This window comes from Nocardia sp. NPDC050710, assembly GCF_040654375.1.
Lineage (GTDB): Bacteria > Actinomycetota > Actinomycetes > Mycobacteriales > Mycobacteriaceae > Nocardia.
In genome coordinates, this window is the sequence record NZ_JBFAHV010000007.1 from 187,210 (window position 1) to 212,323 (window position 25,114).

Sequence of the window (25,114 nt, forward strand, 5' to 3'; positions counted from 1 at the left end):
ATCCCTACGCCGGTCGACAACCTACGTCCCACCTACCCCCCGTGGCTTCGAGTCGCGCCCGATGCCGCGGCGCGGCAGGTCTCGACGACACGCCGGGGATTTGCCAAACGAGATAATCCCTGTTATCGGCGTTTGCTGGAGTAGCCTGTGACCTCGATCGTGCCGACGATGAGGAGGTTCGTGTGACCGTAGTGCGCCGTCTCACCACATTTGCCGCCATCACAACCGGCTCTGCCGCGCTGGTTCTGGCGCTACCGGGCAGCGCGGCCGCCGCCCCGCCCGTCGCCGCCGACCGCCCCTCCGCGGTCGCGGGTCCGGGTGACCTACTCGGTGCCTACCAGTCGAATCTGGAAGCGCTCCAGCAGTTCGGAATGAACCCGTTCCTGTATCCGACCGCGGCCGCCTTCTGCAATGACGGAAGCACCCTCGGCTTGGTCCCCGCGGTCGCGGGAGCTGTCCCCGGCCCATGGCCCAAGACGGCCGTCACCATTCCCGGTCTGGACCTGACCGCCGTCAAATCCGGTCAGACCATGTTCACCTTCGTCCCCTACGGCATCGCGCCCGATCAGGCGAACGCCTCCTCCGGGATGCGGGTGGCGTGGCTGAATGTGAGTAACGGTCGCAGCGGTTTCGCCTCGATGGGTCCGCTCTCCGACGTGTTCCGCGCCATGGTCCCGCCCGCGGTCCCCGCCGAAATCCGCCCGCTCGCCGAAAAGGCCATCCAGGACTTCTTCCTCGCCGCGGTCCCCGTCGGCGGTATTCGCGCCGTCCCGGTCGACACCGGTAAGGGCACCGTCCTGGCCGCCGTCTTCGGCACCGTCCAGAACGGCGCCAAGTCCTGTTTCTTCCTGCCCACCGTCGGCGTCACGACCGTCCCCTGACCGTCGCACGTCCGGCCGCGCCCGCTGCGGCCGGACGCAGACCACTAGGCGTCGCGAACGATGGTGAGATCGCGGCCTTTCCACCGGAGATCGCCGTTCCTGCGGGCGCGGTGCGACCGGATCGACAGGCGGGCATAGGCCGCGATCGACAGCGGGTGGCCGAGGGCGGCGCGGAAGTCGGCCCGGGTGAGCGGTCCACCGGTTTCGGTGGACCGGGCAAGCAGCCGCGCCGCGACCGCGGCGACCGATCCGAGCAGGCCCGCGCGCCGGGTCCGGCCGCGTCCGGCGACCGCGGCCAAGGGAGGTAGCCAGTAGGCCAGTGCGGCAACCGTTCCCACGGCCGCTCCGGCGAGCGGCGAACCGCCGTAGGCGGACCAGAGCCAGCGGGTATAGCCGTCGTCGAGTTCGGCGGCGCTCCCATACATTCGGGTGCGCGCCAGCGGTCCCGCCGCGACCAGCGTGGTGTGCCTGCCGGAGCGGCGCAGCGCGCGGGCGATATCGAGATCCTCGGTCGGGCTGGCGGCGACCGCCGCATGCCCGCCGATGACGCGATAGGCAGCGGTGTCGAAGGCCAGGAACTGGCCGCATGCCACCGCCATCGACGGCCGAAGGCTCCGATTCGCCAGGGCGACGGGCAGTGTCGAAGCCCACGACCAGCACAGCAGTGGCTGTACCAGTGCCTCGGTCGGCGACCCGGCCTCCTGCGCGGGCCACGGCGACACCAATGCCGCCCCGCTCCGGCGCAATTCGGCCACCGCCGCGGCGATCGCCCCGGGTGCCAGCCGCACATCCGCGTCGAGAAATACCAGCACCGCCGTATCCACCAGCTCCGCCAGCCGGGCACACGCGGCTGCCTTCCCGGTCCATCCCGGTTCGGGCTCGGTATCCGAACGAACCATGATGAACCGCGGGTCGTCGCCGATCGCCGCGGCCGCGGCCGTGCCGGTGCCATCGCTCGACGCGTCATCGAGGATCAGCACTTGCATGCGGGGCACACCCGTCTGCGCGCGCAGGTCACCGATCAACCGCGGCAGTCGCCGCACCTCGTCGCGCGCCGGGATGCATACCGTGATCGGCTCGATCGCCGCGGCGTCGACCGGCAGTCGCCGCACGGTGATCCGGTTGAACAACGCGATGGCACACCCGATCCCCGAAACCGCCGCACCGATGCGGACAGCGGAATGCGATCGGCCCGATATGGTCAGCGGCCTTCCTTCACCAGACGCCACCACCGGCTGAGGGAGAATCCGCCCTCGGCGCCGTGCGGGGAGGCCGGGTTGCGGTCCATATAGGCCATGGCGGCGACGATCGCGGCGACGGCGAGGGTGATACCGCCGACGATGCCCGCCCAGCCCGCGAACGAGCGGGTGTTCGGGTCGGCGTAGCTGACTTCGGCGCGCAGCGTGGAGACATCGCCGGGCGGGAGCTTCCAGGAGACGGTGGAGTCGTCCTCGCGATTGCCGTTGGTCTTGGCGACGCGGGCCGGGAACGCGACCGTGAACTGCACGTCCGAACCGTGTGGCGGCACCGATTTCAGGTCGACCCGGCCGGTCAGGCTGACCAGGTCGCCGGTGCGCTGGAACTGCAATTGGAACATGCCCTGGGTCTGCTCGGAGAGTTGCCCGAGCTGTGATACTTCACCGAAGGATAGGTCCTCGAAGAACACCTTGCTGCCCACATACCCGTCCTGGTTATAAGGCTCCACCCGCACCTTCGCGGCCAGCGATTCCGGCGCCTTCAGCTGCGGACCCTTGTCCTCGGCATTCGCGGGTACCACCGCGGCCACGATGCGCCCGGACACCCGGTCGTTGGAAGACACGCCCATCGAGACCTGCACCCGCAGGCAGCCCGCGAGCATCGGCACCAGGAATGCCGTGAGCAGGGCGGCCGCCGCTATCCGCATTCCGGTGCGGCGCGGGCGCGGCGCTGGAACCGGGACATCGGGCATCGTGGGCATGGGACTCGGTTGCACGGCTCACATCGTGCCAGGCCGAGCCACGCAATGGCCACGCGACGGGCGGAAGGAATCGGGACGGCCCACACCGGCCGCCCCCGCCCACCTTCGCGGGCCGGCCGTGGGCCGGTTCATACCGCGTGGTGGTGCCGCGGACTACGCGAGGGTGCCCGAAGGTATCCGGGACCGCCACAACACCCGGAGTAGCGGAATGCCGAGCACACCCATACCGACCACGCCGTAGGCGGCCGAGACCGGTAGGCCCAGGAAGACGGCGTGGGCGAGGGCCGAGCCGAGCCACGTCCACAGGAACACCGCGATCGGGACGGCGTCGTTTGCCCCGGCCCGGCGGGTCGTGCTGCGATCCCAGGCGGTGAGCAGGACGGCCATCGCCAGGCCCACCGCGAACCACCCCGGATAGTTGGTCAGCGGGATATGCGCCAATCCCGGCAATCCGGATTCGGTATCGCACCAGGTCCATTGATCGTCGGCGACCATCTGCGGGTCCAGGAACAGATCCCAACCCACCGCGCCGACGGCCGTCAGCGCGATTCGCCCGGCCGTGCGTCCGGTCAGTATTCCCGCCACGATCCAGATCGGATAGAGCCCGCCGGTCCACGCCAGGGGAACCACCAGCGGAACTCCCGCCAGCGCCGGACCCAGCCGGTCCACCGCGTAGTCGTAGCAGCCGAACGGGTAGCCCGTCGCCGTGCCGATGATCTCGGTGAGCAGGCCGATCCCCGAGACGATCAGCAGGAACCCCGCCGCATAACGGAATCCGCGGGTCGCCACCGCGTGCGCCAGCGCCGTGCCCGCGGACAGCAGTACGACGATCACCGTCACTCGGTCGCGCGTCACCCCCGTCGTGAGCGGATAGCTGATCTGCACCGCGACCAGCAGGGCGGCGAAGGCCGCGGGCACGGGATGCCGCAGCAGCGATCGCATGGCGCGGCCGCGCCCGGCACTCACGCCGCCCCATGGTGACGCGGAAGGGGATCGTTCGGCCGCGGGTGGGGTGCGATCCGTCATCGCTTGCGCAGCAGGGGAAAACGACCGCGACGGGTGTCGCGCAGTACCAACCGAGCCGCGCTGCGTCCGCTGGCTCCGGATACTCCGCCGCCCGGATGTGTCGAGGCGCCGGTCAAGTAGAGCCCGGGCGCGCCGGGAACCCGCTGACCTGAGAGCTCCGGGATCGGCCGCCACAGCATCATCTGGTCCAGCGACATCTCGACGTGCATCACATTGCCGCCGCGCAACCCCATCTCGCGTTCCAGGTCCACCGGTGTCTGCACGTACCGCTGGAGTACGGTGTCGGCGAAACCCGGTGCGTAGGAATCGAGTTCTCCGATGATCCGGTCGGCTTCCCGGTCGGCGTGCGCCGACCAGTCGGTGCCGTCGGCGAGCCGGTACGGATGCCACTGGGCCCACAGCGAGAGCTGGTGCTGCCCGGCGGCGGCGATGGTCGGGTCGAGTGCGCTGAAGCTCATGGCCAGCACCACCGGGCGGGGTGGGAGGTCGCCGGCGAGCGCGGCGCCGTGGGCGCGGCGCAGCTGTCCGCGATCGGACACCAGCAATTGCAGGCCGGTGGCCGATTCGGCGGCCGAGGCGCCGGGGTACCGCGGCAGGTCCGAGGTGGCCAAGCGCACCACCATGCCGATGCCGGGCCCGACCCGGATGCGCCGCTGCCAGTCGTCCAGTATGGATTCGTCGAATCCGCCGACACGGAGCAGGTCCAGTGTGGTCAGCACATGGGTGCCCGCGATCACTTTGCGGGCGTACAGGTTCCGGCCGGATGCGGTGCGCACCCGCCAGCCGTCGCCGTCGCGGATGAGCGCGGTGACCGCGTCACCGGCCGACACCACGCCGCCGTCGGAGCGCAACCGGGCGACCAGCGCCGCCGACAGCGCCCCACTTCCGCCCACCGCGCGCCCGGGCGGAAGGGTATGCATCAGCGCCGCGAAACCCACCATCGGCGCGGTACCGGGCTCCGACATCGGCGGACCGGACTGCGCACCGAACCAGGCCAGTGACGCCTTGAGCCGTTCATCGTGGAAGTGGCTGTCCAGCAGCGCATCACCGGATTGCAGGAATTCGCGGGAGAGCGCACTGCCGCCGTCCTTCGCGTCCAACCCCCAGAACGAGCGCAGCAGCCGTCCCGGTGTCGGCGTCCCGCCGAACGCGCGCATCACCCGGGCGCTGCGAGCGCCCCAGACCTGCGCGAAATGCTCGTAGGCCACCGCATCCCGTGCCCCGCAGGCCTCCGCGATGGAGGCGCAGGTGCGGTCCAGGTCCCGGTGGAAGATGATCGGCGGCGCTCCGGTCGCCGGGTCGGTGGGGGTGAAGCCCCAAGGGTCGCAATCGATATACCGCAGGCCGAAGCGCTCGAGTTCGAGCTCCTCGATGATTCCGGTATGCCGGATCATGATGTGGGCGGAGGAGCCCCGATCCACCAGATGTCCGGGGAATCGTTCGACGGTCGACACCGCGCCACCCAGCACTTCATCGCGTTCGAGCACCTCGACCCGCTCCCCGGCGCGCGCGAGATAGCAGGCCGCGACCAGGGCGTTGTGGCCCGAACCGAGTACCAGAACCGTCACGTGACCCTCACGCGAATACCGTCGGCTCGGGTGGGCGCGTCGTCGCCTGTCGCCGGTTCACAGCGGTAGCCGCCGTCCCAGGATCGCGAACGGGCGACTGTCTCCGGCGAAGACGAAATTGCGGATCACGTCGCCGAACCCCTCGCGGCGGTACAGCCGCCAGGCCCGGTTGTCCTCGCCGTCCACCTCCGGGGTGGACAGCAGGACCGCGCGTTCGGCCCGGTTCTGCAGCAGCCGGGTCAGCAGGACCGCGCCGATACCGCGTCCCTGCGCGGACGGGTGCACATGCAGCTCGGTCAGCTCGAAGTAGTCCGCGAGCAGTTCCCGCGTCGAATGCTCCGGCCAGCCGGAGCGCCGCATCCCGCTGTGCACCTGCTGTTGCCACCACTGGTGTGGTGCGCCGCGGTACCCGTACGCGATCGCGACGATCGGCGCGGACCGCAGGTCGACCCGACCGGCATCGTCGGGGACCAGGGCGGCGACCGCCTGCCAGCCCGCGCGGGTGGTGTGTTCGGTCCACATCGGCGCGCGGTGATTCTCGGTGCCGCGCGGATAGTCCATCGCCGCGACGTACACCGATAGTGCGTCGTGTAGCCGGTAGCGCAGGTCGGTGACCGAGAGGTCGACGACGACGGGTGCGGGTGCGGGGGTGTGATTGGGCTTGACGGCTGTCATGGCTCTCGTCGGCCGCGCGGAGGCGGAAAGTTGTCGGTGGGTGTCCCTATATTCAATCTCAATTCAAACGTTCGAATACCTGTTCGGTCCGCGCGGTGGGCAATGAGCGCCCGGGGAGACCAGGGTGTGCGACAGCGGAGGGACGGCTGATGTCTGGTCGGATCGAACATCCCGGGCAACCCGGCAGGGCGGGCAAGCTGCTGAAAAGGGCGGATGGTCTGCTCATGGAGGCCGCCGGTGAAGCGGATCCGCGCGAGCGCTTCCGTACCGCGTATCTCGCCGCGCTGCGCGGCGCGGGTGCGGTGCTGGCGTTCACGGGGGCAGACGCCGCGCCGCGGGCACGTTCGCGCAACGCCTGGGTGCTGTTGCAGCGGGCGATGCCGGAGTTCGTGATGTGGGCCGACTACTTCAGTGCGCGTTCGGAGTTGCGGGCCGCCCTGGAGGCGGGTCTGGACCGCGACGTCGATGATCACACGGCCGACGAGTTCTATTCGCGGGTGGGCGCATTCCTGCACGATGTCGAAGATCTGCTCAACACGGCCGCCCGTTTGCGGCCACCCCGGGGGCTCTCGGACGGCATGACCGCTTAGTTATCGACGAGTAGGTGGTACGGCCCTGATCGAACTCGTATCATTAGTGACAGATAGCCGCCAAGGTCGGCTATCTGTCGCCTACCCGGAGGCGACAGCCACGTCCTAGTGCCGGGGGAGGTACCGTGCCACTCTCCGAGCACGAGCAGCGCATGCTCGAACAGATCGAGAGCGCGCTCTATGCTGAGGATCCGAAGTTCGCCTCGTCCGTCCGCGGCGGACGCCTTCGCTCGACCTCGAGTCGTCGCAGACTCCAGGCCGCGGCCTTGTTCGTCCTCGGTCTGTTTCTACTCGTCGCAGGGATCGCCGCTCCGGTGAAGCCCGGCGGCTTCCCGATCATCAGCTTGGTCGGGTTCATCGTCATGTTCGGGGCCGGCGTGCTGTTGTTGCTCGGCACCTCGAAGGGCGTTGGCAAGGGCACCCGCTCCACCGATGCGCCATCCGGCGGACCGAGCAGCGGCGGACCGAGCGGGCATGGGCGACAGCGCAAGTCCGGCGGTTTCTCCGAGCGTATGGAAGATCGCTTCCGCAGACGATTCGAGCAGGAGTAGTCGGACTCGGCCCCGACGCTCTGCCCGGCATTTCCATGACAGTCGGCGACGCCGCATCGATCCAGGTGCGGCGTCGTCGTCGCATGTCCGGGGTCGCATGATCGATACGCGGCAGAGCCCGGGGGAGCCGGGTTGATGCCCGGCCCCCACATCTCCCCACGGCGGTCCCCACATCGCCCCACCGGATTCCCCCACATCGCCCCACCGTCGTATCGCGATCTCAGTGAGCGGGGCCCCGCCACGCCCGGGCGCGGGCTTCGTAATCGGGCGTTCGCGACAAAAGCCGTGCGTAGCAAGGCCATGTCCGACCGGACACGTTGATCATGGGCTGATTCGGGCCATCTCGAGGGGTTTGCTGGGTGTTTTCGGGGGATTGTCCATCTGGACTAGGCGCGTCGGTGGAACACGGAAAAAGTTCTCCACCGAGTGATAGCTGGGATGACCTGCGAAATCGCGGGCGCGGGGAGCGAGATCACCCGTTGTTTCGATTGAAAGTGGGGGAAAGTGGGGTAATGTGGAGCGCGCACTACAGGAGAGGCCATGCAGGCGAGGTGATCCGGTAGGGAGGTATCGATGTTTCTCGGTACCTACACACCGCGCCTGGATGACAAAGGGCGACTCACGTTGCCTGCAAAGTTTCGAGACGATCTGGCGGGAGGGTTGATGGTCACGAAGGGTCAGGACCACAGCCTTGCCGTTTACCCCAAGGAAGAGTTCACCGCGCTCGCTCGTCGGGCCGCGGCGGCGTCTCGAAGCAACCCGCAGGCACGCGCGTTCGTCCGGGCACTTGCCGCCGGTACGGATGAACAACGTCTGGATGGGCAGGGCCGGATCGTGTTGTCTGCCGAACACCGCCGCTACGCGAACCTGGATCGGGATTGCGTGGTGATCGGCTCGGTCGACTTCCTCGAGATATGGGACAAGCAGGCGTGGGAGTCCTACCTCGCCGAGCACGAGGAGGATTACGCGCAAGCGAGAGACGAGTCGCTGGGCGGAATCTTCTAGCCCGAACGGACGAGTGCCACGCGGCCTCTGCCCGGACGCGAACCCTGACGTACTTCCCCGACGCCAGGTGTCGAATTCGGTCAGAGACCCCGCGGCATTCGTCTTCTCAAGCAGCCCCGAAAACACTGTGGAGCAAGGCGACCCGTGCAAGCGATGACGCGAGGCAGGATCCGGGAGGTCGAGGTGAACCGTGAGCAGCCCGGCCCCCGCCATGTTCCGGTGCTGTTGCGGCGAGCCGACGAGCTACTCGGGCCCGCATTGGGCGAACCCGGCGCCGTCTATGTCGATGCCACCCTCGGATTGGGTGGGCATGCCGAACATTTTCTGCGCACCTACCCGAATCTGCATCTGATCGGCCTCGATCGCGACACCACCGCGCTCGGCCTCGCCGCCGACCGGTTGCGGACCTTCGAAGACCGAATCACCTTGGTGCACACCCGATATGACGGGATCGCGGACGCGCTGAAGCAGGCGGGCCTCGATCCGGCGGGTTCGGTGAGCGCCATCCTGATGGATCTCGGTGTCTCCTCGATGCAGTTGGACGAGGCCGATCGGGGCTTCGCATACTCCGTCGACGCGCCGCTGGATATGCGGATGGATCCGACCACCGGCATCACCGCCGCCGATGTGCTGAACACCTACAGCCACGGCGATCTGGCACGGGTATTGAAAACCTATGGGGAGGAACGCTTCGCGGGCAAGATCGCCAGCGAGGTGCTCCGGCGTCGCCAGCAGCGGCCGTTCACCCACAGTGCCGAACTGGTCGAGTTGCTGTACGCCACCATTCCCGCAGCGGCCCGCCGCACCGGCGGCCACCCGGCCAAGCGGACCTTCCAGGCGCTGCGGGTCGAGGTCAACGGGGAGCTCGACTCACTGCGCGCGGCGTTGCCCGCGGCGCTGGACTCGCTGCGCGTCGGCGGACGCATCGTGATCATGTCGTACCAGTCGCTGGAGGACCGTGTGGTCAAGCAGGAGCTTGCGCCGCGCATCGCCTCACGTACACCGGTGGATCTGCCGGTCGAATTGCCCGGCATGGGACCGGAATTCCGGATGCTGACCCGGGGCGCCGAGAAGGCCACGGAGCAGGAAATCGAAGAGAACCCGCGTGCCGCCCCGGTGCGTATGCGTGCCGCCGAACGCATCCAGGCGGTGGTATGACCGGTACGTGGTCGGCGCGCGGGAGGTCCCGCGGAGCAGAGGAGGGGACAGCATGAGTATTCGGACGCGCACCGTTGCGGCGCCGGGGCGGGTCGCCCGGCGGGTGCAGGCCGCTGAACGTGTGAAATCCGGTGCGGCCCAACGGGCTTACGCCAAGCGTCGGACGCGGGCCGAGCAACTCTCCGATGTCCCCGACCTGCCGATCCGGCGTGGCTCGATCATGGCCACGCGAATCCCGTTCGTGGCGGCGATCATCGCGCTGCTCGGCTGTGGACTCGCGCTCACCCTGCTGTTGACCACGCGCTCCGCGGAGGACAGCTACCAGCTCAGCGACGCGCGCCAGCTCAACCGGAAGCTATCCGAGGAGCGGGCCGCATTGCAGCGCGAGGTCGAGGCCGCCGATTCGGCGCCCGAATTGGCCGCGCGCGCCCGCGAACTCGGCATGATTCCAGCCAAAGACCCCGCCCGTCTCGTTATCGCGCCGGATGGCACCGTGACGGTGATCGGCAATCCCACACCGGCGCAGGGCGCCCCGGTGCCGCCGCTCAATACCGCGCCATCGGCGCCACTCGCCACGCAGCCGGGACATGTGCAGGCACAGGGTGAACGGGTCGTGCCGGTCACCGTGCGCCCCTCGTCCACCCCCGGGCAGCCGAATACCGAGTATGCCAATGGCGCCCAAGCACATACGACGAGCCCGGTGCCGCCCAGCCCCGTCCCACCGAGCCCCGTCCCGCCGAGCCCGGTGCCGCAACCGGCCGTGAATCCGGCGCCACAGGCGGAATCGAATCCGGAGCAGATCGCCGCGCCACCCGCCCCCGGCGCACCCGCGGACGCGCCGCGGGCGGAGGCACCGCAGCCCGCCCAGACCCAACCGCAGGTGGCCGTGCCGCCGGGCCGGCTCGCGCCCGATCGAGGCGTTCGATGACGCAGACCAGGCCCGCGCCGCGCCAGCGACGCGGGCCGAAACCATCCGGCCCCTCGCGACCGCGGATCGCCGCGGCGTCCGCCCACGAGCGGCCGCTGCGACTGCGCCTCGGTGTCGGACGGATCGTGATGCTGGTCGCGTTGGCGGTCGTCGCACTCCAATTGCTGTGGATCCAGAGCATATCCGCGCCCGGTCTGTCCGCGCAGGCGGCCAGCCAGCGCACGACGCGGCTGATCGATCAGGCCACCCGGGGCCCGATCACCGACCGCAACGGCAAGTCCTTGGCCTTCAGCATCACCGCGAAGGCGTTGACCTTCCAGCCGATTCAGGTGCGCAAGGATCTGGAGGAGGCGAAGTCGAAGAGCGACAAGGCCCCCGATCCGGATGAACGGCTGGGGGAGATCGCCAAATTCATCCACGAGAAGCTCGGCAAGCAAGCGCCCGCGGAATCGACGCTGCTGAACCAGTTGCGCGGTGACACGTCCTTCGAGTACTTGGCGCGCAATGTCGACCCACGGGTCGCGACCGAGATCATCGTGCAGTACCCCGAGGTGGGTTCGGAGCTACAGTCGCTGCGCGAATACCCGGGTGGCTCGCTGGCGGCCAACCTGATCGGCGCGACCGGCTGGGACGGCCACGGCCTGATCGGGCTGGAGTCCTCGCTGGACTCGGTGCTTGCGGGCACGAACGGCTCACACACCTATGATCGCGGCTCCGACGGTGCCGTCATCCCCGGTAGTTGGCGCGATAAGCAGCCTGCCGTGGACGGCAACGGCGTCGAGCTGACCCTGGATTCGGACCTGCAGTACTACGTCCAGCAGCAGGTGCAGCAGGCGCGCGAGATGTCCGGCGCGCAAGGCGCTTCGGCGGTGGTGCTGGACGCCAAGACCGGCCAGGTGCTGGCCATGGCCAATGACAGCACCTTCAATCCCGCACTGGGACCGCAGAACTGGGGCAACCTCGAGACCAGCAATCCGTCGGTCAGTGATCCGTTCGAGCCCGGTTCGGTGAACAAGATCGTCACCGCGGCTGCCGCCATCGAGTACGGTCTGACCAATCCCGATGAGGTGTTGCAGGTTCCGGGCTCGATCCGGATGGCGGGGGTCACCGTCGGCGACGCGTGGGAGCATGCCACCGCGCCGTACACCACCACCGGCATTTTCGGAAAGTCCTCGAATGTCGGAACCCTGATGCTGGCCCAGCGCGTCGGTGAGGATCGCTACGCGGATATGCTCAACCGATTCGGGCTCGGACAGCGGACCGGCGTCGGCCTGCCCGGCGAGACCGCGGGCCTGGTGCCCTCGCGTGACCAGTGGTCCGGTGGTACCTTCGCGAACCTGCCCATCGGACAGGGCCTTTCGATGTCGACCCTGCAGATGACGGGTATGTACCAGGCCATCGCGAACGATGGTGTGCGCATCCCGCCGCGCGTCGTCAAGGCGATCGTCGCCCCCGACGGCACCCGCACCGAGGAAACGCAGCCCGAAGGCGTCCGGGTGGTCAGTGCGCAGACCGCGGCCACATTGAAGACCATGTTCCAGGCCGTGGTGCAGCGGGATCGGATGAATTCCGACCAGAACGGCACCGGCTGGCCCGCCGCGATCGAGGGCTATCAGATCGCGGGCAAGACCGGTACCGCGCAGAAGATCGATTCGCGCTGCAAGTGCTACTCCAGTTCCAGTTATTGGATCACCTTCGCGGGCATAGCCCCGGCGGATAATCCGCGCTACGTGGTCGGCCTCATGCTCGACAATCCGGTCCGCAGCTCCGACGGCAGCGGCGGTCAGTCCGCCGCACCGCTGTTCCACAGCATCGCCTCGTGGGCTTTGCAGCGTGACCGCATCCCGCCCTCGCCCGGCCCCGTGCGTCGGTTCGTTTTGCAGGCCGGTGTGTAATTTGCGGTGTTCGACGGCCATGCCGAGGCGCGGCGCAAGCGTGTCCGCGCCCGACCGGTCCCGACCGGGCCGGGGGCCGCTCGCATTTCCACTGGTCGACGTGGTTTTCACGGGGTCGGCAGGATCTCGGCGCGGTGGTCGCCGCGGCCCCGGCCGGATGCGCCACGCGGCAACACCGAGGCGCGTTGTCTCTCGGTGAGCGCGCGTCGGTAACCTGACTCGTCGTTACAGATCCTTTCCTTATATCGATTCCCGCAGCAGAGAGGAGCAAGGTGCCCGCGCAGTTCAGCTCGCACGCGCTCCGGCCGGTCAGCCCGCCGTCGACGCCGCTGTCCACCGTGCTGGAGCTGACCGGTGCCCGCTCGTCCGGACCGGTCCCCGACAATCTGGTCGTCACCGGCATCGAGCAGCGATCGAACGCGGTGCTGCCGGGGGACCTGTTCGCGGGGCTGCCGGGCGCGCAGGCGCACGGTGCCCGATTCGCCCGCGATGCGGTCGAGCGCGGCGCGGTCGCGGTGCTCACCGACGCGGCGGGTGCGGAACTGGCCGGTGAACTCGATGTTCCTGTGCTGGTGCGCGAAGAGCCGCGAGCGGTCCTCGGTGAGCTGTCGGCCGCGCTCTACGGCAATCCCTCGCAGCGGTTGCGCATCGTCGGTATCACCGGCACCTCGGGTAAGACCACCACCTCGTATCTGGTGGAGGCCGGGCTGGCCGCCGGCGGGCTGTCCACCGCGCTGATCGGCACCATCGAGACCCGCATCGGCGGACGCCGGGTGCCGAGCGCACTGACCACTCCGGAGGCGCCACAGCTGCATGCGATGTTCGCGCTCATGGTCGAGCAGGGCGTCGACGCGGTGGTGATGGAGGTTTCCAGCCACGCGCTCGCGCTGGGCCGGGTCGACGGCGTGCGCTTCGCGGTCGGAGCGTTCACCAACCTGTCGCAGGATCACCTGGATTTCCATCGCGACTTCGAGGACTACTTCGCCGCCAAGCGGCGCCTCTTCGATCAGGGATCGCCGACCGCCGCGCGGACCGCGGTCATCTGCGTCGACGATCAGTGGGGTGTCCGGCTGGCCGCGGATCTGGACAACCCGACGACCGTCGCCACGACCGCGACCGCCACGATCTGGAGTGTGCCGGGTCCGATCGCCGCGCACGGCGGCGAGCAGCAGTTCACCGCCCTGGGCCCGGGCGGGAACGTCGATGTGCGGCTGCGTCTTCCCGGCCGCTACAACGTCGCCAACGGACTGCTCGCGGTCGCCGTATGCGCGGCCGCCGGGGTCGATGCCACGATCGCCGCGCCCGCGCTGGCCACGGTCGACGTGCCGGGCCGGATGCAGCGCATCGAGCGCGGACAGGACTTCCTCGCCGTGGTCGACTACGCGCATAAGCCGGCCGCCGTCGAATCCGTCATCGCCACTCTGCGCGGCCACCTGAAGGCCGACGCACCGGATTCGCCCGGGCGGCTGGCCGTGGTCGTCGGCGCCGGGGGCGACCGCGACGCGGGCAAGCGGCCGCTGATGGGTGCGGCCGGGGCGCGCGGCGCCGACTTGCTGATCATCACCGATGACAACCCGCGCGGCGAGGATCCGGCCGCGATTCGGGCCGCGCTGCGGGCGGGTGCGCTCGAGATTCCGGCGGACGAGCGGGCCGAGGTCCGCGAGATCGGTGATCGCGCCGAAGCCATCGCCGCCGCGGTCGACTGGGCCAGAACCGGCGACGCGGTGCTGATCGCGGGGAAGGGGCACGAGGCGGGCCAGGAGATCCGCGGTGTCAAACACCCCTTCGACGATCGCGAGGTGCTCGCCGAGGCATTGCGGCGGCGCCTGCGTGCTCAGCCGGTGGGATCCGGGGTGCGCACGGATAACGGTCCGGACTCCGGTTCGGAGGCGGCCGGATGATCGCGACGACCTCGCCGACAGCGGTTCGGCGCGCTGCGAGCAGCGGTATAACCTACTGCCGCAACATCTTCGGCCCGATCGGATACGGGCGTGAACGCCGCGCGGTCGTCCGTGCGGCACAGAATTCCCATTCGGCACAGCGAAGTCCGCAGGGTACGGACGCGGAGGACTTGACGATTTCATGATCGAGATGACACTGCGGGAGATCGCGGACGTCGTCGGCGGCACGCTGCACGACGTACCGGACCCGGAGGTGCGGGTCACCGGTTCGGTCGAATTCGATTCGCGCCGAATCGGTTCCGGGGATCTGTTCCTCGCGCTGCCCGGCGAGCGCTCGGACGGGCACGATTTCGCCGCCACCGCGGTCGCCGCCGGTGCGGTGGCCGTGCTCGCGGCCCGGCCGGTGGGTGTGCCCGCCATCGTCGTCGCGCCGCAGGCGGTCACGGTGCCGTCCAGATCGGTTGCGCTGGCCGGTGATTCGGACGGCTCGGGCGCGGCCGTGCTGGCCGCGCTCGCCGCATTGGCTCGCGTCAGCGTCGAACGGCTCACCGCGGGTGGTCTCACGGTCGTCGGCGTCACCGGCTCGTCCGGTAAGACCTCGACCAAGGATCTGTTGGCCGCGGTGCTGGCTCCGCTCGGCCCCGTGGTGGCCCCGCCCGGATCGTTCAACAACGAGCTCGGGCACCCGTGGACCGCGCTGCGCGCCGACGCCGACACCCGATTCCTGGTGCTGGAGATGTCCGCCCGCGGTCCCGGCCATATCGCCGCGCTGGCGGCGGTGGCACCGCCGAATATCGGTGTCGTGCTCAATGTCGGCACCGCGCACCTCGGTGAGTTCGGCAGCCGTGAGGCCATCGCCGCGACCAAGGGCGAACTGGTGGAGGCGCTGCCCGCCGCCGGGCTCGCCGTCCTCAATGCCGACGACACGCAGGTTGCCGCGATGGCCGAGCGCACCGCTGCCCGCGTGGTGACCGTCGGTCAGGCCGCGGGCGCCGATATCCGCGCTACCGATATTCGGCTCGACGACCAAGCGCGGGCCGTCTTCACCATGCACACCCCCGCGGGCAGCGTCGAGATCCAGTTGGCCGTACACGGCGAACATCAGGTCGGCAATGCGTTATCCGCGGCTGCCGTCGCGCTGGTCTGCGGCGCGGATCTGGCCACCGTCGCGCTGGCGCTCTCCGGCGCGAAGGCCGCGTCGGCCCGCCGGATGGATGTGCGCACCACCGCCGCCGGGGTCACCGTCGTCAACGACTCCTATAACGCCAACCCGGATTCGGTGCGGGCCGCGCTCAAAGCACTGGTCACCATGTCCAGGGCAGGCGAACAACCGCGCCGTAGCTGGGCGGTACTCGGTGAAATGGGTGAACTCGGTGCGGAATCGGTGATCGAGCACGACCGGATCGGCAGGCTCGCGGTGCGCCTGGATGTCGACCGGCTGATCGTGGTCGGCACCGGAAGGCCGTCCCGGGCGATGCACCAGGGTGCGGTAATGGAAGGCTCATGGGGTGAGGAGTCGATTCTCGTTCCCGATATCGGCGCGGCCATCGCGCTGCTCGACGACGAGGTCGAGGCGGGGGATGTGGTGCTGGTCAAGGCGTCCAAATCGGTAGGCCTGTGGGAGGTCGCCGAATACTTGACGAGCGCGGAACGTGCGGACGATCGCAGGGGTAGCACGGAGGCAGCGCAGTGAGTGAGCACAACGTAGGCATGGGCGAGGCGCAGTCGTGAGAGAGCGGAGCGAACGAACCATCGACACAGCGGCTATCGGCCGAACGACGGAGCTGAGCGTCAGCGAGGCGCAGTCGTGAGAGAGCGGAGCGAACGAACCATCGATACAGCGGCTATCGGCCGAACGACGGAGCTGAGCGTCAGCGAGGCGCAGTCGTGAGGCAGATTCTTTTCGCGGCGGCTATCGCGTTGGCGGTGTCGATTCTATTGACCCCGTTGCTGATCAAGTTTTTCGCCAAGCAGGGCTTCGGCCAGGAGATCCGGGTCGACGGCCCGGCCAGCCATCAGGCCAAGCGCGGCACCCCGACCATGGGTGGTGTCGCCATCCTGATCGGTATGTGGGCCGGTTATCTCGGGTCGCATCTGATCGGTATCGGCTACAACGCCGAGGGTCCGACCGCGTCGGGCCTGCTCGTACTCGGACTGACCACGGCGCTGGGCGCCGTCGGCTTCGTCGACGACTTCATCAAGATCCGCAAGGGCCGCAACCTCGGCCTGACCGCGGCGGGCAAGTACATCGGTCAGTTGACGGCCGCTGTCGTCTTCGGTGTGCTGGCGCTGCAATTCCGCAACAACTACGGGCTCACCCCGGCGAGTAAGCACATCTCCTACGTCCGTGACATCACCACGGTGTCGATGGGCGTGATCTTCTTCCTGCTGTTCGTGAGCCTGATCGTGGTCGCCACATCCAATGCGGTGAACCTCACCGACGGCCTGGACGGCCTGGCCGCCGGCTCGATGAGCCTGGTCATGGGCGGCTACGTGATCATCACGTTCTGGCAGTATTACCACGCCTGCGCCACCAAGCCCGAGGCCGGCTGCTACAACGTGCGCGATCCGCTGGATCTGGCCCTGGTCGCGGCCGCCGGCGCCGCCGCGTGCATCGGGTTCCTGTGGTGGAATGCCGCGCCTGCCAAGATCTTCATGGGCGATACCGGTTCGCTGGCGCTGGGCGGCCTGCTCGCGGGCATGGCCATCACCACCCGCACCGAATTGCTGATGGTGGTGCTGGCCGCGCTGTTCGTGGCCGAGGCGCTGTCGGTGATCCTGCAGGTGGCGGTGTACCGGACCACCCGCAATCGGTTGTTCAAGATGGCGCCTTTCCATCATCATTTCGAGCTCAGCAAATGGGCCGAAACGACTGTGATCATCAGGTTCTGGCTCTTGGCCGCGATGGCCTCCGCAGTCGGGCTCGGCCTGTTCTACAGCGAATATCTCTCCGCGGTCGGGTGAATCAGCGATGGTCGAACATACTCCGAGGGCACTGCGATCGCCCGGACCCATGCTCGAATTCCTGCGCGGCCGCGACGTTCTGGTCGCGGGCTGGGGCGTTTCCGGACGTTCGCTGATCGAGCCGTTGCGCGATATCGGCGCGAATCCGGTGGTCACCGATGCGGGCGCGAAGGCGCTGGCCGAGGCGTCCGAATTGGGCCTCGAGGTCGCCACCTGCGTGCAGTTGGAATCCGCGGCGGTGGATCTGAGCCGTTTCGCGCTGGTCATCACCAGCCCGGGCTGGCGGCCGGATTCGCCGGTACTGGTGTCGGCGGTGACCGAGGGCATTCCGGTCTGGGGCGATGTCGAATTCGCCTGGTGGGTGGATCAGGCCAGGATCTACGGCCCGGTGCGCAAATGGCTGGTGATCACCGGCACGAACGGCAAGACCACCACCACCCAGATGACACACTCCATCCTGCGCGCAGCGGGCATCGCCAGCGTCGCATGCGGCAATATCGGCCTGCCCATCCTGGATGCGTTGCGGCGCAACCCCGGTCCGCAGGTGCTCGCCGTCGAACTCTCCTCGTTCCAGCTGCACTGGGCGCCGTCGGTGCGTCCGGAGGCCGGTGTGGTGCTGAATGTGGCCGAGGATCATCTGGATTGGCACGGCGGCCTGGACGCCTACGCCGCCGCGAAGGCGCGCGCGCTCTTCGGCCGGGTCGGTGTGGTCGGCCTGGACGATCCGGTCGCGGCCTCGCTGGCGCGGCGCGCGAAGGCGCGGCGCGTCATCGGTTTCCGAATCGGGGTGCCCGCCGACGGTGAGCTCGGGGTGGTCGACGGCAAGCTGCTCGACCGCGCCTTCACCAAGGCCGCGATCCTGGCCGAGGTCGGCGATATCAGCCCGCCGGGACCGGCGGGGGTCGCCGATGCGCTGGCCGCCGCCGCACTGACCAGGGCCATCGACGTGGCGCCGCAATTCGTGCGCGAGGGCCTGATCGAGCACAAGGTCGGCCCGCATCGGGCCGCATTCGTGCGGGAGTTGGCGGGCGTCGATTTCATCGATGACTCCAAGGCCACCAACCCGCACGCGGCCCGTTCGTCGATCCTGGCGCACCCGCAGGTGATCTGGGTCGCCGGTGGGCAATTGAAGGGCGCCGGGGTCGAGGATCTCGTCGAGGAGGTCGCCGACCGGCTCGTCGCCGCGGTGCTGATCGGATCCGACGCGCCGGTAATCGCGGCCGCATTGGCGCGACACGCGCCCGAAGTCCCGGTCGTCGAGGTGCGCGCGGGAGACGATGCACTGATGGAGGACGATCCGTCGAGATCCGAGAAGGCCGACGCCGTCATGGCGCAGGCCGTGCGTACGGCGGCCGGATTCGCAAGCCGCGGCGATACCGTGCTCCTCGCCCCGGCCGCGGCCTCGCTCGATATGTTCGCCGACTACACCCACCGCGGCCGCAGCTTCGCCGCCGCGGTGCACGCGCTGGAAGACGGTGACATCGGGCGGCAGCTATGACGGAAACGACGCGGCGGAGCTGGAACGGCCGTAAGGCCGGGCCCAAGGGCGCCAAGCAGGCGCCCGCGGGCACTCGGTTCGGCGCCTGGCTAGCGCGGCCGCTCGCGTCGTTTCACCTCATCGTCACCATCGCCACCCTGCTCACCGTGCTCGGCCTGGTGATGGTGCTCTCCGCCTCCAGCGTCGAGTCCTACACCGTCGGCGGCTCGGCCTATTCGCTGTTCATCCAGCAGGCCATGTTCGCGGGCATCGGCTGCGTCCTGTTCTATCTCGCGCTGCGTATTCCGCTGAAGCGGCTGCGGCAGTGGTCGTTTCCGGTGTTCGCGATCTCGATGCTCGCACTGGTCCTTGTGCTGATTCCCGGGATCGGCTCCGAGGTACAGGGTGCGCGCCGGTGGTTCGTCCTCGGGCCGATCTCGGTGCAGCCCTCCGAGATCATCAAGGTGACGCTGGTGGTGTGGGGTGCGCATCTGCTGGCCTCCCGGCGCTCCGAGCATGCGAGCCTGAAGGACATTCTGGTTCCGTTGGTGCCGGCCGGGCTGCTGGTGTGTCTGCTCGTCATCTTGCAGCCCAACCTGTCCACCACCATCGCGCTCGGCATCGTGCTGGCCGCGCTGCTGTGGTTCGGCGGATTGCCGGTGCGGTTGTTCATCACGATCGCCGTCTCCGGCGTGATCGCGGCCGCGGTGCTCGCGCTGTCGGCCGGATATCGCTCGGACCGGATGCGCGCCTTCTTCAACCCGGGCGACGACCCGCAGGGCATCGGCTATCAAGCGCGCCAGGCGCTCTACTCGCTGGCCGACGGCGGCATCTGGGGTCGTGGCCTCGGGCAGAGCCGGGCCAAGTGGAGCTATCTGCCCAACTCCCACAACGACTTCATCTTCGCCATTATCGGCGAGGAGCTGGGTTTCCTCGGCTGCGCGCTGGTGTTGGGGCTGTTCGCGCTGTTCGTCTATACCGGGCTGCGTATCGCCGGTCGCTCGGTCGACCCGTTCCTGCGCCTGCTCGTCGCCACCGCGACGACCTGGATCACCGCGCAGGCGCTGATCAATATCGGTTATGTGGTCGGTCTGCTGCCGGTGACCGGTCTGCAGTTGCCCCTGGTGTCCGCGGGCGGATCCTCGCTGGCGATCACCCTGTTCATGTTCGGCGTGATCGCCAATGCGGCGCGGCACGAACCCGAGGCGGTCTCGGCGCTGCACGCCGGACAGGATGGTCGCTTCAGCAGGCTGCTTCGGCTGCCGAAGCCGGAGGTATATTCGCCGGCCAAGGCGGAATCGGCGCGGGCACGCTCGGCCGCCAAATCCGCCCAGCGCCCGCGCAGACCCGATCCGCGCAGGCAGGTACTGCCCGGTCGGCGTCAGCCACCGGAACCACAACGCCGCCGCTCGCCCGAGAGCCGCGGCACCAGTTCCCTGCGCGCCACCCGCGCGTGGGAGCCGAACTATCCGATGCCACATGCGAGAGAGCGGGGTAGATCCAGGTGAGTGACCTGTGGCGCGAGCGCCGGGCACGGAGGCGGCAGCGCAGCGTGACCACGGAGGGCCCCGGGAGCGCCGCCGATCCGGCACAGCGGCCCGCGCGCGGATCCGGACTCTCGGTGATCGTCGCGGGTGGTGGCACCGCGGGGCATATCGAACCGGCCCTCGCCGTCGCCGATGCGCTGCGCAGGCTCGACGATTCGATCCGGGTGACGGCGCTGGGCACCGAGCGTGGTCTGGAGACCAAGCTGGTTCCCGAACGCGGCTACCCGCTGGAGTTGATACCGCCGGTTCCGCTGCCGCGCAAGCCGACCGCGGATCTGCTGCGGCTGCCCGGCCGGGTGCGTGCGTCGGTGGCGCGGACCCGAGCGGTGATCGACGCGGTACAGGCCGATGTGATCATCGGCTTTGGCGGCTATGTCGCGCTGCCCGCCTATCTCGCCGCGGGAAGGGGCCTGCTGGGGCGCAGGCGCGTGGTGCCGGTGGTGGTGCACGAGGCGAACGCCAAGGCGGGCATCGCGAATAAGGTCGGTGCCCGGCGCGCCGTCCGGGTACTGGCCGCGGTGCCGGATTCGGGACTGCCGCACGCCGAGGTCGTCGGTATTCCGGTGCGCGCTGCGATCACCACGCTGGACCGGGCCGCGTTGCGCGCCGAGGCGCGGGCGCATTTCGGGCTGCCCGCCGAGGGGCCGGTACTGCTGGTGTTCGGCGGTTCGCAGGGTGCGCGCTCGCTGAACGAGGCGGTCTCCGCGGCCGCGCCGCAGCTGGCCGCGGCCGGAATCTCGGTGCTGCACGCGCACGGACCCAAGAACACGCTCGAGGTCACCGAGCGCGACGGTGCCACCCGATACGTGGCGGTGCCGTATCTTTCCCGGATGGATCTCGCCTACGCCGCGGCCGACGCGGTGGTGTGCCGGTCCGGCGCGATGACGGTCGCCGAGGTGTCGGCGGTCGGACTGCCGGCCTTCTACGTGCCGCTGCCGCACGGCAACGGCGAGCAGGAACTCAATGCCCGACCGGTTGTCGGCAAGGGTGGTGGCAGAATTGTCCCGGACTCCGAACTGACCCCGAAATACGTGATCGACGAGGTGATACCGCTGCTGATGGATCCCGTACGGCTGATCGAGATGGGCCGCGCCGCCGCCGGCGCCGGTCACCGCGACGCCGCCGACGAGGTGGCGCGTATCGCGGTGCAGGTAGGTCGGTCGTGACCGAGGATCGTTCGGCGCTGCCACCCGACCTGGAGCGGGTGCATATGGTGGGCATCGGCGGGGCGGGCATGTCCGGTATCGCCCGGATCCTGCTATCGCGCGGTGGTGCGGTCTCCGGCTCGGATGCCAAGGAGAGCCGGGGTGTGCTGGCGCTGCGGGCCCGCGGCGCGCAGGTGCGGATCGGCCACGATGCCAGCGCACTCGACCTGCTTCCCGGCGGGCCCACCGTGGTGGTCACCACCTACGCGGCCATCCCGAAGACCAATCCCGAACTGGTGGAGGCGAACCGGCGCGATATCCCGGTGCTGCTGCGTCCCGCGGTGCTGGCCTCACTGATGCGCGGGCATCGGACGCTGCTGGTCTCCGGCACCCACGGCAAGACCTCGACCACCTCGATGCTGATCGTGTCGTTGCAGCACTGCGGATTCGATCCGTCCTTCGCCGTCGGCGGCGAGCTCAACGAGGCGGGCACCAACGCGCACCACGGCACCGGCGAGATCTTCGTTGCCGAAGCCGATGAGAGCGACGGCTCCCTGCTCCAGTACGACCCCGATGTCGCCGTGGTGACCAATATCGAATCCGATCACCTGGACTTCTTCGGCTCCGACGAGGCCTACGTGCAGGTCTTCGACGATTTCGCGGATCGGCTGACCGAGGGCGGCTTGCTGGTGGTGTGCCTGGACGATCCCGGTTCGCGGGCGCTGGCCGAGCGTGTCGGCCCGCGCCTGGCCGAGCGGGGCGTGCGGGTACTCGGCTACGGCTCCGGCGAACTCGATGACGCACCGGTGCCGGTCGGCGTCCGGCTGCACAGCTGGGAGCCGAGGGATGTGGGCGGCGTCGCCCAGTTCCAGTTGGACGACGAGCCGACGCCGCGGACGCTGCGCCTGTCGGTGCCGGGTCGGCATATGGCGCTCAACGCGCTGGCGGCCCTGCTCGCCGCGCGCAACGCGGGTGCGGATCTGGACGAAATCGTCCAGGGGCTGGAGGGTTTCGGCGGGGTGCATCGCCGGTTCCAGTTCGTCGGGCGGGAGAACGGTGTGCGGGTCTTCGACGATTATGCCCATCACCCGACCGAGGTGCGCGCGGTGCTCGGCGCGGCCGTCGAGTTGGTTCAGCAGGAGGCCCGCGACGGCGCCCGTTCCCGGCAGGGCCGGGTCATCGTGGTCTTCCAGCCGCATCTCTACAGTCGCACCGCGACCTTCGCGGAGGATTTCGGCGCGGCGCTGAGCCTGGCCGACGAGGTGGTCGTGCTGGATGTCTACGGCGCGCGGGAGAAGCCGCTGCCCGGCGTGAACGGCGCGCTGGTGGCCCAAGCGGTCACCAAACCCGTGCACTACCAGCCGGATATGTCGCGGGTCGGCCGCCAGGTAGCGGGGTTGACCTTGCCCGGCGATGTGGTGATCACCATGGGCGCGGGCGATGTGACGATGCTGGGTAGCCAGATTCTCGACGGGCTCCGGGCCCGGCCCCAGTACGGGCGGTGACACCCCATGCGATCCGCGGGCGCGCGGCGCGGGTTGTGGGATCGGATCGAAGATCTGCGGTTGCCGAGTGGTCCTGGCGGCCTGCGGCGGTTGCGGCTGTGGGGATTGCTCGGCGCATGCGTATTCACCATTGTCGCGGTGCTGGCCTGGTTCACGCCCGCGCTGTCGGTGCGCAATGTCGAGATCGACGGACTGGCCTCGGTTCCCGAGCAGCAGGTGCGTGAGCAACTCGAAATTCCGTCCGTCTCGATGCTGCGCATCGATACCGATCGGATGGCGCAGCAGGTGGCGAGCATCCCGAAGGTGCGTACGGCGCGGGTGCAGCGGGTCTTTCCGTCCACCGTGCGGGTGACCGTCGTCGAGCGCACCCCGGTGTTGTACTTCGAAAGCCCGCTCGGCGCGCACCTGCTCGACGCGGAGGGTATGGAATTCGCCATCGAGGCCGCCCCGATCGGGGTGCCGAAGCTGGTCACCGATCATCCCGGCGGCGCCGATCCGGCGACGCGGGCCGCGGTCGCGGTGCTGATGACATTGCCACCCACATTGAATATCCAGGTGGGCGAGGTTGTGGCACGGTCGATTTCGGATATCTCGCTGAATCTCCAGGACGGTCGCACGGTACTGTGGGGTGGAGCGAGCGACGCCGAACGTAAAGCGCAAGTGGTGTTGCCGCTGCTGACACGCGAGGGAACGGTGTTCGACGTTTCGAGTCCGAATCTGGTCACGGTAAAGTGATCGACACCCATTGTGCCCAGGGAATTTTCGGTAACACCGAGAACGGGTTCGGGGGGCAACCGTCCACGATACGACGTGTCGTGCGGCGAGACGAGAGGGATCACACAAGATTCTGTCACTCGTTTCGGCGCGCCTGCGCGCGTATTGCGGCGGCTGCGAATAGCGTTCCGCACCAGTCGGATACTTGACATAACGCTAACCCTATGGTTGAGGTTTAGGGTTTGCCCGGGGCGGCGGATCGTGAGTGCTGTGCATGACAGTGAAGCGGTCCCGGGTGACAACGACCGGGGTGGCCAAGGCAGATGTCTTGAATCCGAAAACGACAGGCTTTAGATCGAAGGAAGGCGAGAGCCCATGACGCCCCCGCACAACTACCTTGCTGTGATCAAGGTCGTCGGTATCGGCGGCGGCGGTGTCAATGCCGTCAACCGGATGATCGAACAGGGACTCAAAGGTGTCGAGTTCATCGCGGTCAACACCGACGCGCAGGCCCTGCTGATGAGCGATGCCGACGTCAAGCTCGACGTCGGCCGGGAACTCACCCGTGGTCTGGGCGCGGGCGCGGATCCGGAGGTCGGCCGCAGGGCCGCCGAGGATCACAAGGACGAGATCGAAGAGGTGCTCAAGGGCGCCGATATGGTCTTCGTGACCGCCGGTGAGGGCGGCGGTACCGGCACCGGTGGTGCGCCGGTGGTGGCCAGCATCGCCCGCAAGCTCGGCGCGTTGACCATCGGTGTGGTCACCCGGCCGTTCTCGTTCGAGGGCAAGCGGCGCGGCGGCCAGGCCGAGACCGGTATCAACCTGTTGCGCGAGTCCTGCGACACCCTCATCGTCATCCCGAACGACCGGCTACTGCAGCTCGGCGACGCGGCGGTCAGCCTGATGGACGCCTTCCGCTCCGCGGACGAGGTGCTGCTCAACGGTGTTCAGGGCATTACCGACCTGATCACCACCCCGGGTCTGATCAACGTCGACTTCGCCGACGTCAAGAGTGTGATGTCCGGCGCGGGTAGCGCGCTGATGGGCATCGGCTCGGCGCGCGGCGAGGGCCGTTCGGTCAAGGCGGCCGAGGCGGCCATCAACTCACCGCTGCTCGAGGCGTCCATGGACGGCGCGCACGGTGTGCTGTTGTCCATCGCGGGCGGTTCGGACCTCGGCCTGTTCGAGATCAACGAGGCCGCCTCGCTGGTGCAGGAGGCCGCGCATATCGAGGCCAATATCATCTTCGGCACCGTGATCGACGATTCACTCGGTGACGAGGTACGGGTCACCGTGATCGCGGCGGGCTTCGACGGCGGCGGCCCGGCTCGGCGCACCTTCGATACCTCCACGACCCGGCCCGGCACCATCGGTTCCGGCCGGGCGGGCGATCTCAGTGCAAGCCGCGTCGGCGAGGTCGCGGCGCGCGGCACCGACACTCCCGCCACCACGCCGCGTACGCCGAGTCGCGGCACCGTGCCGAGCTATCAGGAGAGCGAACGCGCCCGCCTGGATCCGGCGGTCACGAGCTCTCGCTCGCATATTCAGCCGCCCGACTCCGACGACGATGACGACGACGTCGACGTGCCGTCGTTCATGCGGCGGTAGGACCGGCACGAAACGAGCG

Annotated in this window: 21 protein-coding genes; 16 read left to right on the forward strand and 5 right to left on the reverse strand. The window is 68.8% G+C overall.

All coding sequences use genetic code 11. The features are described from left to right. Positions 1-182: 182 nt before the first annotated feature. Positions 183-881 (forward strand): hypothetical protein, encoded by a 699-nt coding sequence (locus tag AB0H61_RS15830; protein ID WP_357304326.1) that lies wholly within the window; start codon positions 183-185, stop codon positions 879-881. Positions 882-925: 44 nt separating this feature from the next. Here the strand turns inward: AB0H61_RS15830 and AB0H61_RS15835 are convergent, their stop codons facing one another. The 5 genes from AB0H61_RS15835 to AB0H61_RS15855 all read right to left on the reverse strand — a co-directional run bounded on the left by AB0H61_RS15835 (position 926) and on the right by AB0H61_RS15855 (position 6,107). Beyond that, positions 926-2,017: a glycosyltransferase gene (locus tag AB0H61_RS15835; protein WP_357304532.1), complete on the reverse strand. Its 1,092-nt coding sequence runs from the start codon at positions 2,015-2,017 to the stop codon at positions 926-928. Between the two features lie 65 nt (positions 2,018-2,082). Continuing rightward, on the reverse strand, positions 2,083-2,784 hold the full coding sequence (locus AB0H61_RS15840; RefSeq protein ID WP_357304535.1) for a DUF3153 domain-containing protein: 702 nt from the start codon (positions 2,782-2,784) through the stop codon (positions 2,083-2,085). A 207-nt stretch (positions 2,785-2,991) separates the two neighbouring features. Continuing rightward, the gene (locus tag AB0H61_RS15845; RefSeq protein WP_357304538.1) at positions 2,992-3,780 is read right to left on the reverse strand and encodes a carotenoid biosynthesis protein; all 789 of its coding nucleotides are present in this window, start codon (positions 3,778-3,780) and stop codon (positions 2,992-2,994) included. A gap of 80 nt (positions 3,781-3,860) precedes the next feature. After that, positions 3,861-5,432, reverse strand: coding sequence for an NAD(P)/FAD-dependent oxidoreductase (locus AB0H61_RS15850; protein ID WP_357304328.1), 1,572 nt, complete (start codon positions 5,430-5,432; stop codon positions 3,861-3,863). A 57-nt stretch (positions 5,433-5,489) separates the two neighbouring features. Further along, on the reverse strand, positions 5,490-6,107 hold the full coding sequence (locus AB0H61_RS15855) for a GNAT family N-acetyltransferase (RefSeq protein ID WP_357304331.1): 618 nt from the start codon (positions 6,105-6,107) through the stop codon (positions 5,490-5,492). Positions 6,108-6,256: 149 nt separating this feature from the next. On the opposite strand from AB0H61_RS15855, the gene AB0H61_RS15860 reads away from it, so the two are divergent. The 15 genes from AB0H61_RS15860 to ftsZ all read left to right on the forward strand — a co-directional run bounded on the left by AB0H61_RS15860 (position 6,257) and on the right by ftsZ (position 25,095). Continuing rightward, the gene (locus AB0H61_RS15860; RefSeq protein ID WP_357304334.1) at positions 6,257-6,697 is read left to right on the forward strand and encodes an SAV_6107 family HEPN domain-containing protein; all 441 of its coding nucleotides are present in this window, start codon (positions 6,257-6,259) and stop codon (positions 6,695-6,697) included. A gap of 125 nt (positions 6,698-6,822) precedes the next feature. Next, complete coding sequence (locus AB0H61_RS15865) at positions 6,823-7,248, forward strand: DUF3040 domain-containing protein (RefSeq protein WP_357304336.1); 426 nt, start codon at positions 6,823-6,825, stop codon at positions 7,246-7,248. 573 nt (positions 7,249-7,821) lie between these two features. Next, positions 7,822-8,253, forward strand: coding sequence for a division/cell wall cluster transcriptional repressor MraZ (gene mraZ, locus AB0H61_RS15870; RefSeq protein WP_357304339.1), 432 nt, complete (start codon positions 7,822-7,824; stop codon positions 8,251-8,253). Between the two features lie 153 nt (positions 8,254-8,406). After that, entirely contained in the window at positions 8,407-9,411 is a 1,005-nt protein-coding gene (gene rsmH / locus AB0H61_RS15875) for a 16S rRNA (cytosine(1402)-N(4))-methyltransferase RsmH (protein WP_357304342.1), read from the forward strand. A gap of 52 nt (positions 9,412-9,463) precedes the next feature. Beyond that, positions 9,464-10,339: a hypothetical protein gene (locus AB0H61_RS15880; RefSeq protein ID WP_357304345.1), complete on the forward strand. Its 876-nt coding sequence runs from the start codon at positions 9,464-9,466 to the stop codon at positions 10,337-10,339. A gap of 128 nt (positions 10,340-10,467) precedes the next feature. Continuing rightward, on the forward strand, positions 10,468-12,234 hold the full coding sequence (locus tag AB0H61_RS15885; protein ID WP_357304541.1) for a penicillin-binding protein 2: 1,767 nt from the start codon (positions 10,468-10,470) through the stop codon (positions 12,232-12,234). A gap of 272 nt (positions 12,235-12,506) precedes the next feature. Continuing rightward, positions 12,507-14,135: a UDP-N-acetylmuramoyl-L-alanyl-D-glutamate--2,6-diaminopimelate ligase gene (locus AB0H61_RS15890; RefSeq protein ID WP_357304347.1), complete on the forward strand. Its 1,629-nt coding sequence runs from the start codon at positions 12,507-12,509 to the stop codon at positions 14,133-14,135. Positions 14,136-14,316: 181 nt separating this feature from the next. Continuing rightward, entirely contained in the window at positions 14,317-15,828 is a 1,512-nt protein-coding gene (murF, locus tag AB0H61_RS15895) for a UDP-N-acetylmuramoyl-tripeptide--D-alanyl-D-alanine ligase (RefSeq protein ID WP_357304350.1), read from the forward strand. 194 nt (positions 15,829-16,022) lie between these two features. Continuing rightward, the gene (gene mraY, locus AB0H61_RS15900; RefSeq protein WP_357304352.1) at positions 16,023-17,099 is read left to right on the forward strand and encodes a phospho-N-acetylmuramoyl-pentapeptide-transferase; all 1,077 of its coding nucleotides are present in this window, start codon (positions 16,023-16,025) and stop codon (positions 17,097-17,099) included. Between the two features lie 49 nt (positions 17,100-17,148). After that, on the forward strand, positions 17,149-18,597 hold the full coding sequence (murD, locus tag AB0H61_RS15905) for a UDP-N-acetylmuramoyl-L-alanine--D-glutamate ligase (RefSeq protein WP_357304544.1): 1,449 nt from the start codon (positions 17,149-17,151) through the stop codon (positions 18,595-18,597). Then, positions 18,594-20,084 carry a putative lipid II flippase FtsW gene (gene ftsW, locus AB0H61_RS15910; protein ID WP_357304355.1) on the forward strand — a complete coding sequence of 497 codons (1,491 nt, stop codon included), beginning with the start codon at positions 18,594-18,596 and terminating at the stop codon, positions 20,082-20,084. Before murD ends, ftsW begins: the two co-directional genes overlap by 4 nt. Before the next feature lie 113 nt (positions 20,085-20,197). Further along, positions 20,198-21,289: an undecaprenyldiphospho-muramoylpentapeptide beta-N-acetylglucosaminyltransferase gene (murG, locus tag AB0H61_RS15915; protein WP_357304546.1), complete on the forward strand. Its 1,092-nt coding sequence runs from the start codon at positions 20,198-20,200 to the stop codon at positions 21,287-21,289. Positions 21,290-21,333: 44 nt separating this feature from the next. Next, positions 21,334-22,773, forward strand: a complete 1,440-nt coding sequence (gene murC, locus AB0H61_RS15920; RefSeq protein ID WP_357304549.1) for a UDP-N-acetylmuramate--L-alanine ligase — start codon at positions 21,334-21,336, stop codon at positions 22,771-22,773. A gap of 6 nt (positions 22,774-22,779) precedes the next feature. Beyond that, positions 22,780-23,508 carry an FtsQ-type POTRA domain-containing protein gene (locus AB0H61_RS15925; protein ID WP_357304358.1) on the forward strand — a complete coding sequence of 243 codons (729 nt, stop codon included), beginning with the start codon at positions 22,780-22,782 and terminating at the stop codon, positions 23,506-23,508. Between the two features lie 354 nt (positions 23,509-23,862). After that, entirely contained in the window at positions 23,863-25,095 is a 1,233-nt protein-coding gene (gene ftsZ, locus AB0H61_RS15930; RefSeq protein WP_357304361.1) for a cell division protein FtsZ, read from the forward strand. The last annotated feature ends 19 nt before the right edge of the window (positions 25,096-25,114 follow it).

Excerpts from the sequence above, each read along its gene's own strand:
- AB0H61_RS15840 (WP_357304535.1), bottom strand. The coding sequence starts at position 2,784 with ATGCGGATAGCGGCGGCCGCCCTGCTCACGGCATTCCTGGTGCCGATG.
- AB0H61_RS15845 (WP_357304538.1), bottom strand. The coding sequence starts at position 3,780 with ATGCGATCGCTGCTGCGGCATCCCGTGCCCGCGGCCTTCGCCGCCCTG.
- AB0H61_RS15855 (WP_357304331.1), bottom strand. The coding sequence starts at position 6,107 with ATGACAGCCGTCAAGCCCAATCACACCCCCGCACCCGCACCCGTCGTC.
- AB0H61_RS15860 (WP_357304334.1), top strand. The coding sequence starts at position 6,257 with ATGTCTGGTCGGATCGAACATCCCGGGCAACCCGGCAGGGCGGGCAAG.
- mraZ (WP_357304339.1), top strand. The coding sequence starts at position 7,822 with ATGTTTCTCGGTACCTACACACCGCGCCTGGATGACAAAGGGCGACTC.
- rsmH (WP_357304342.1), top strand. The coding sequence starts at position 8,407 with ATGACGCGAGGCAGGATCCGGGAGGTCGAGGTGAACCGTGAGCAGCCC.
- AB0H61_RS15880 (WP_357304345.1), top strand. The coding sequence starts at position 9,464 with ATGAGTATTCGGACGCGCACCGTTGCGGCGCCGGGGCGGGTCGCCCGG.
- AB0H61_RS15885 (WP_357304541.1), top strand. The coding sequence starts at position 10,468 with ATGCTGGTCGCGTTGGCGGTCGTCGCACTCCAATTGCTGTGGATCCAG.
- murF (WP_357304350.1), top strand. The coding sequence starts at position 14,317 with ATGATCGAGATGACACTGCGGGAGATCGCGGACGTCGTCGGCGGCACG.
- murD (WP_357304544.1), top strand. The coding sequence starts at position 17,149 with ATGCTCGAATTCCTGCGCGGCCGCGACGTTCTGGTCGCGGGCTGGGGC.
- ftsW (WP_357304355.1), top strand. The coding sequence starts at position 18,594 with ATGACGGAAACGACGCGGCGGAGCTGGAACGGCCGTAAGGCCGGGCCC.
- murC (WP_357304549.1), top strand. The coding sequence starts at position 21,334 with ATGGTGGGCATCGGCGGGGCGGGCATGTCCGGTATCGCCCGGATCCTG.
- AB0H61_RS15925 (WP_357304358.1), top strand. The coding sequence starts at position 22,780 with ATGCGATCCGCGGGCGCGCGGCGCGGGTTGTGGGATCGGATCGAAGAT.
- ftsZ (WP_357304361.1), top strand. The coding sequence starts at position 23,863 with ATGACGCCCCCGCACAACTACCTTGCTGTGATCAAGGTCGTCGGTATC.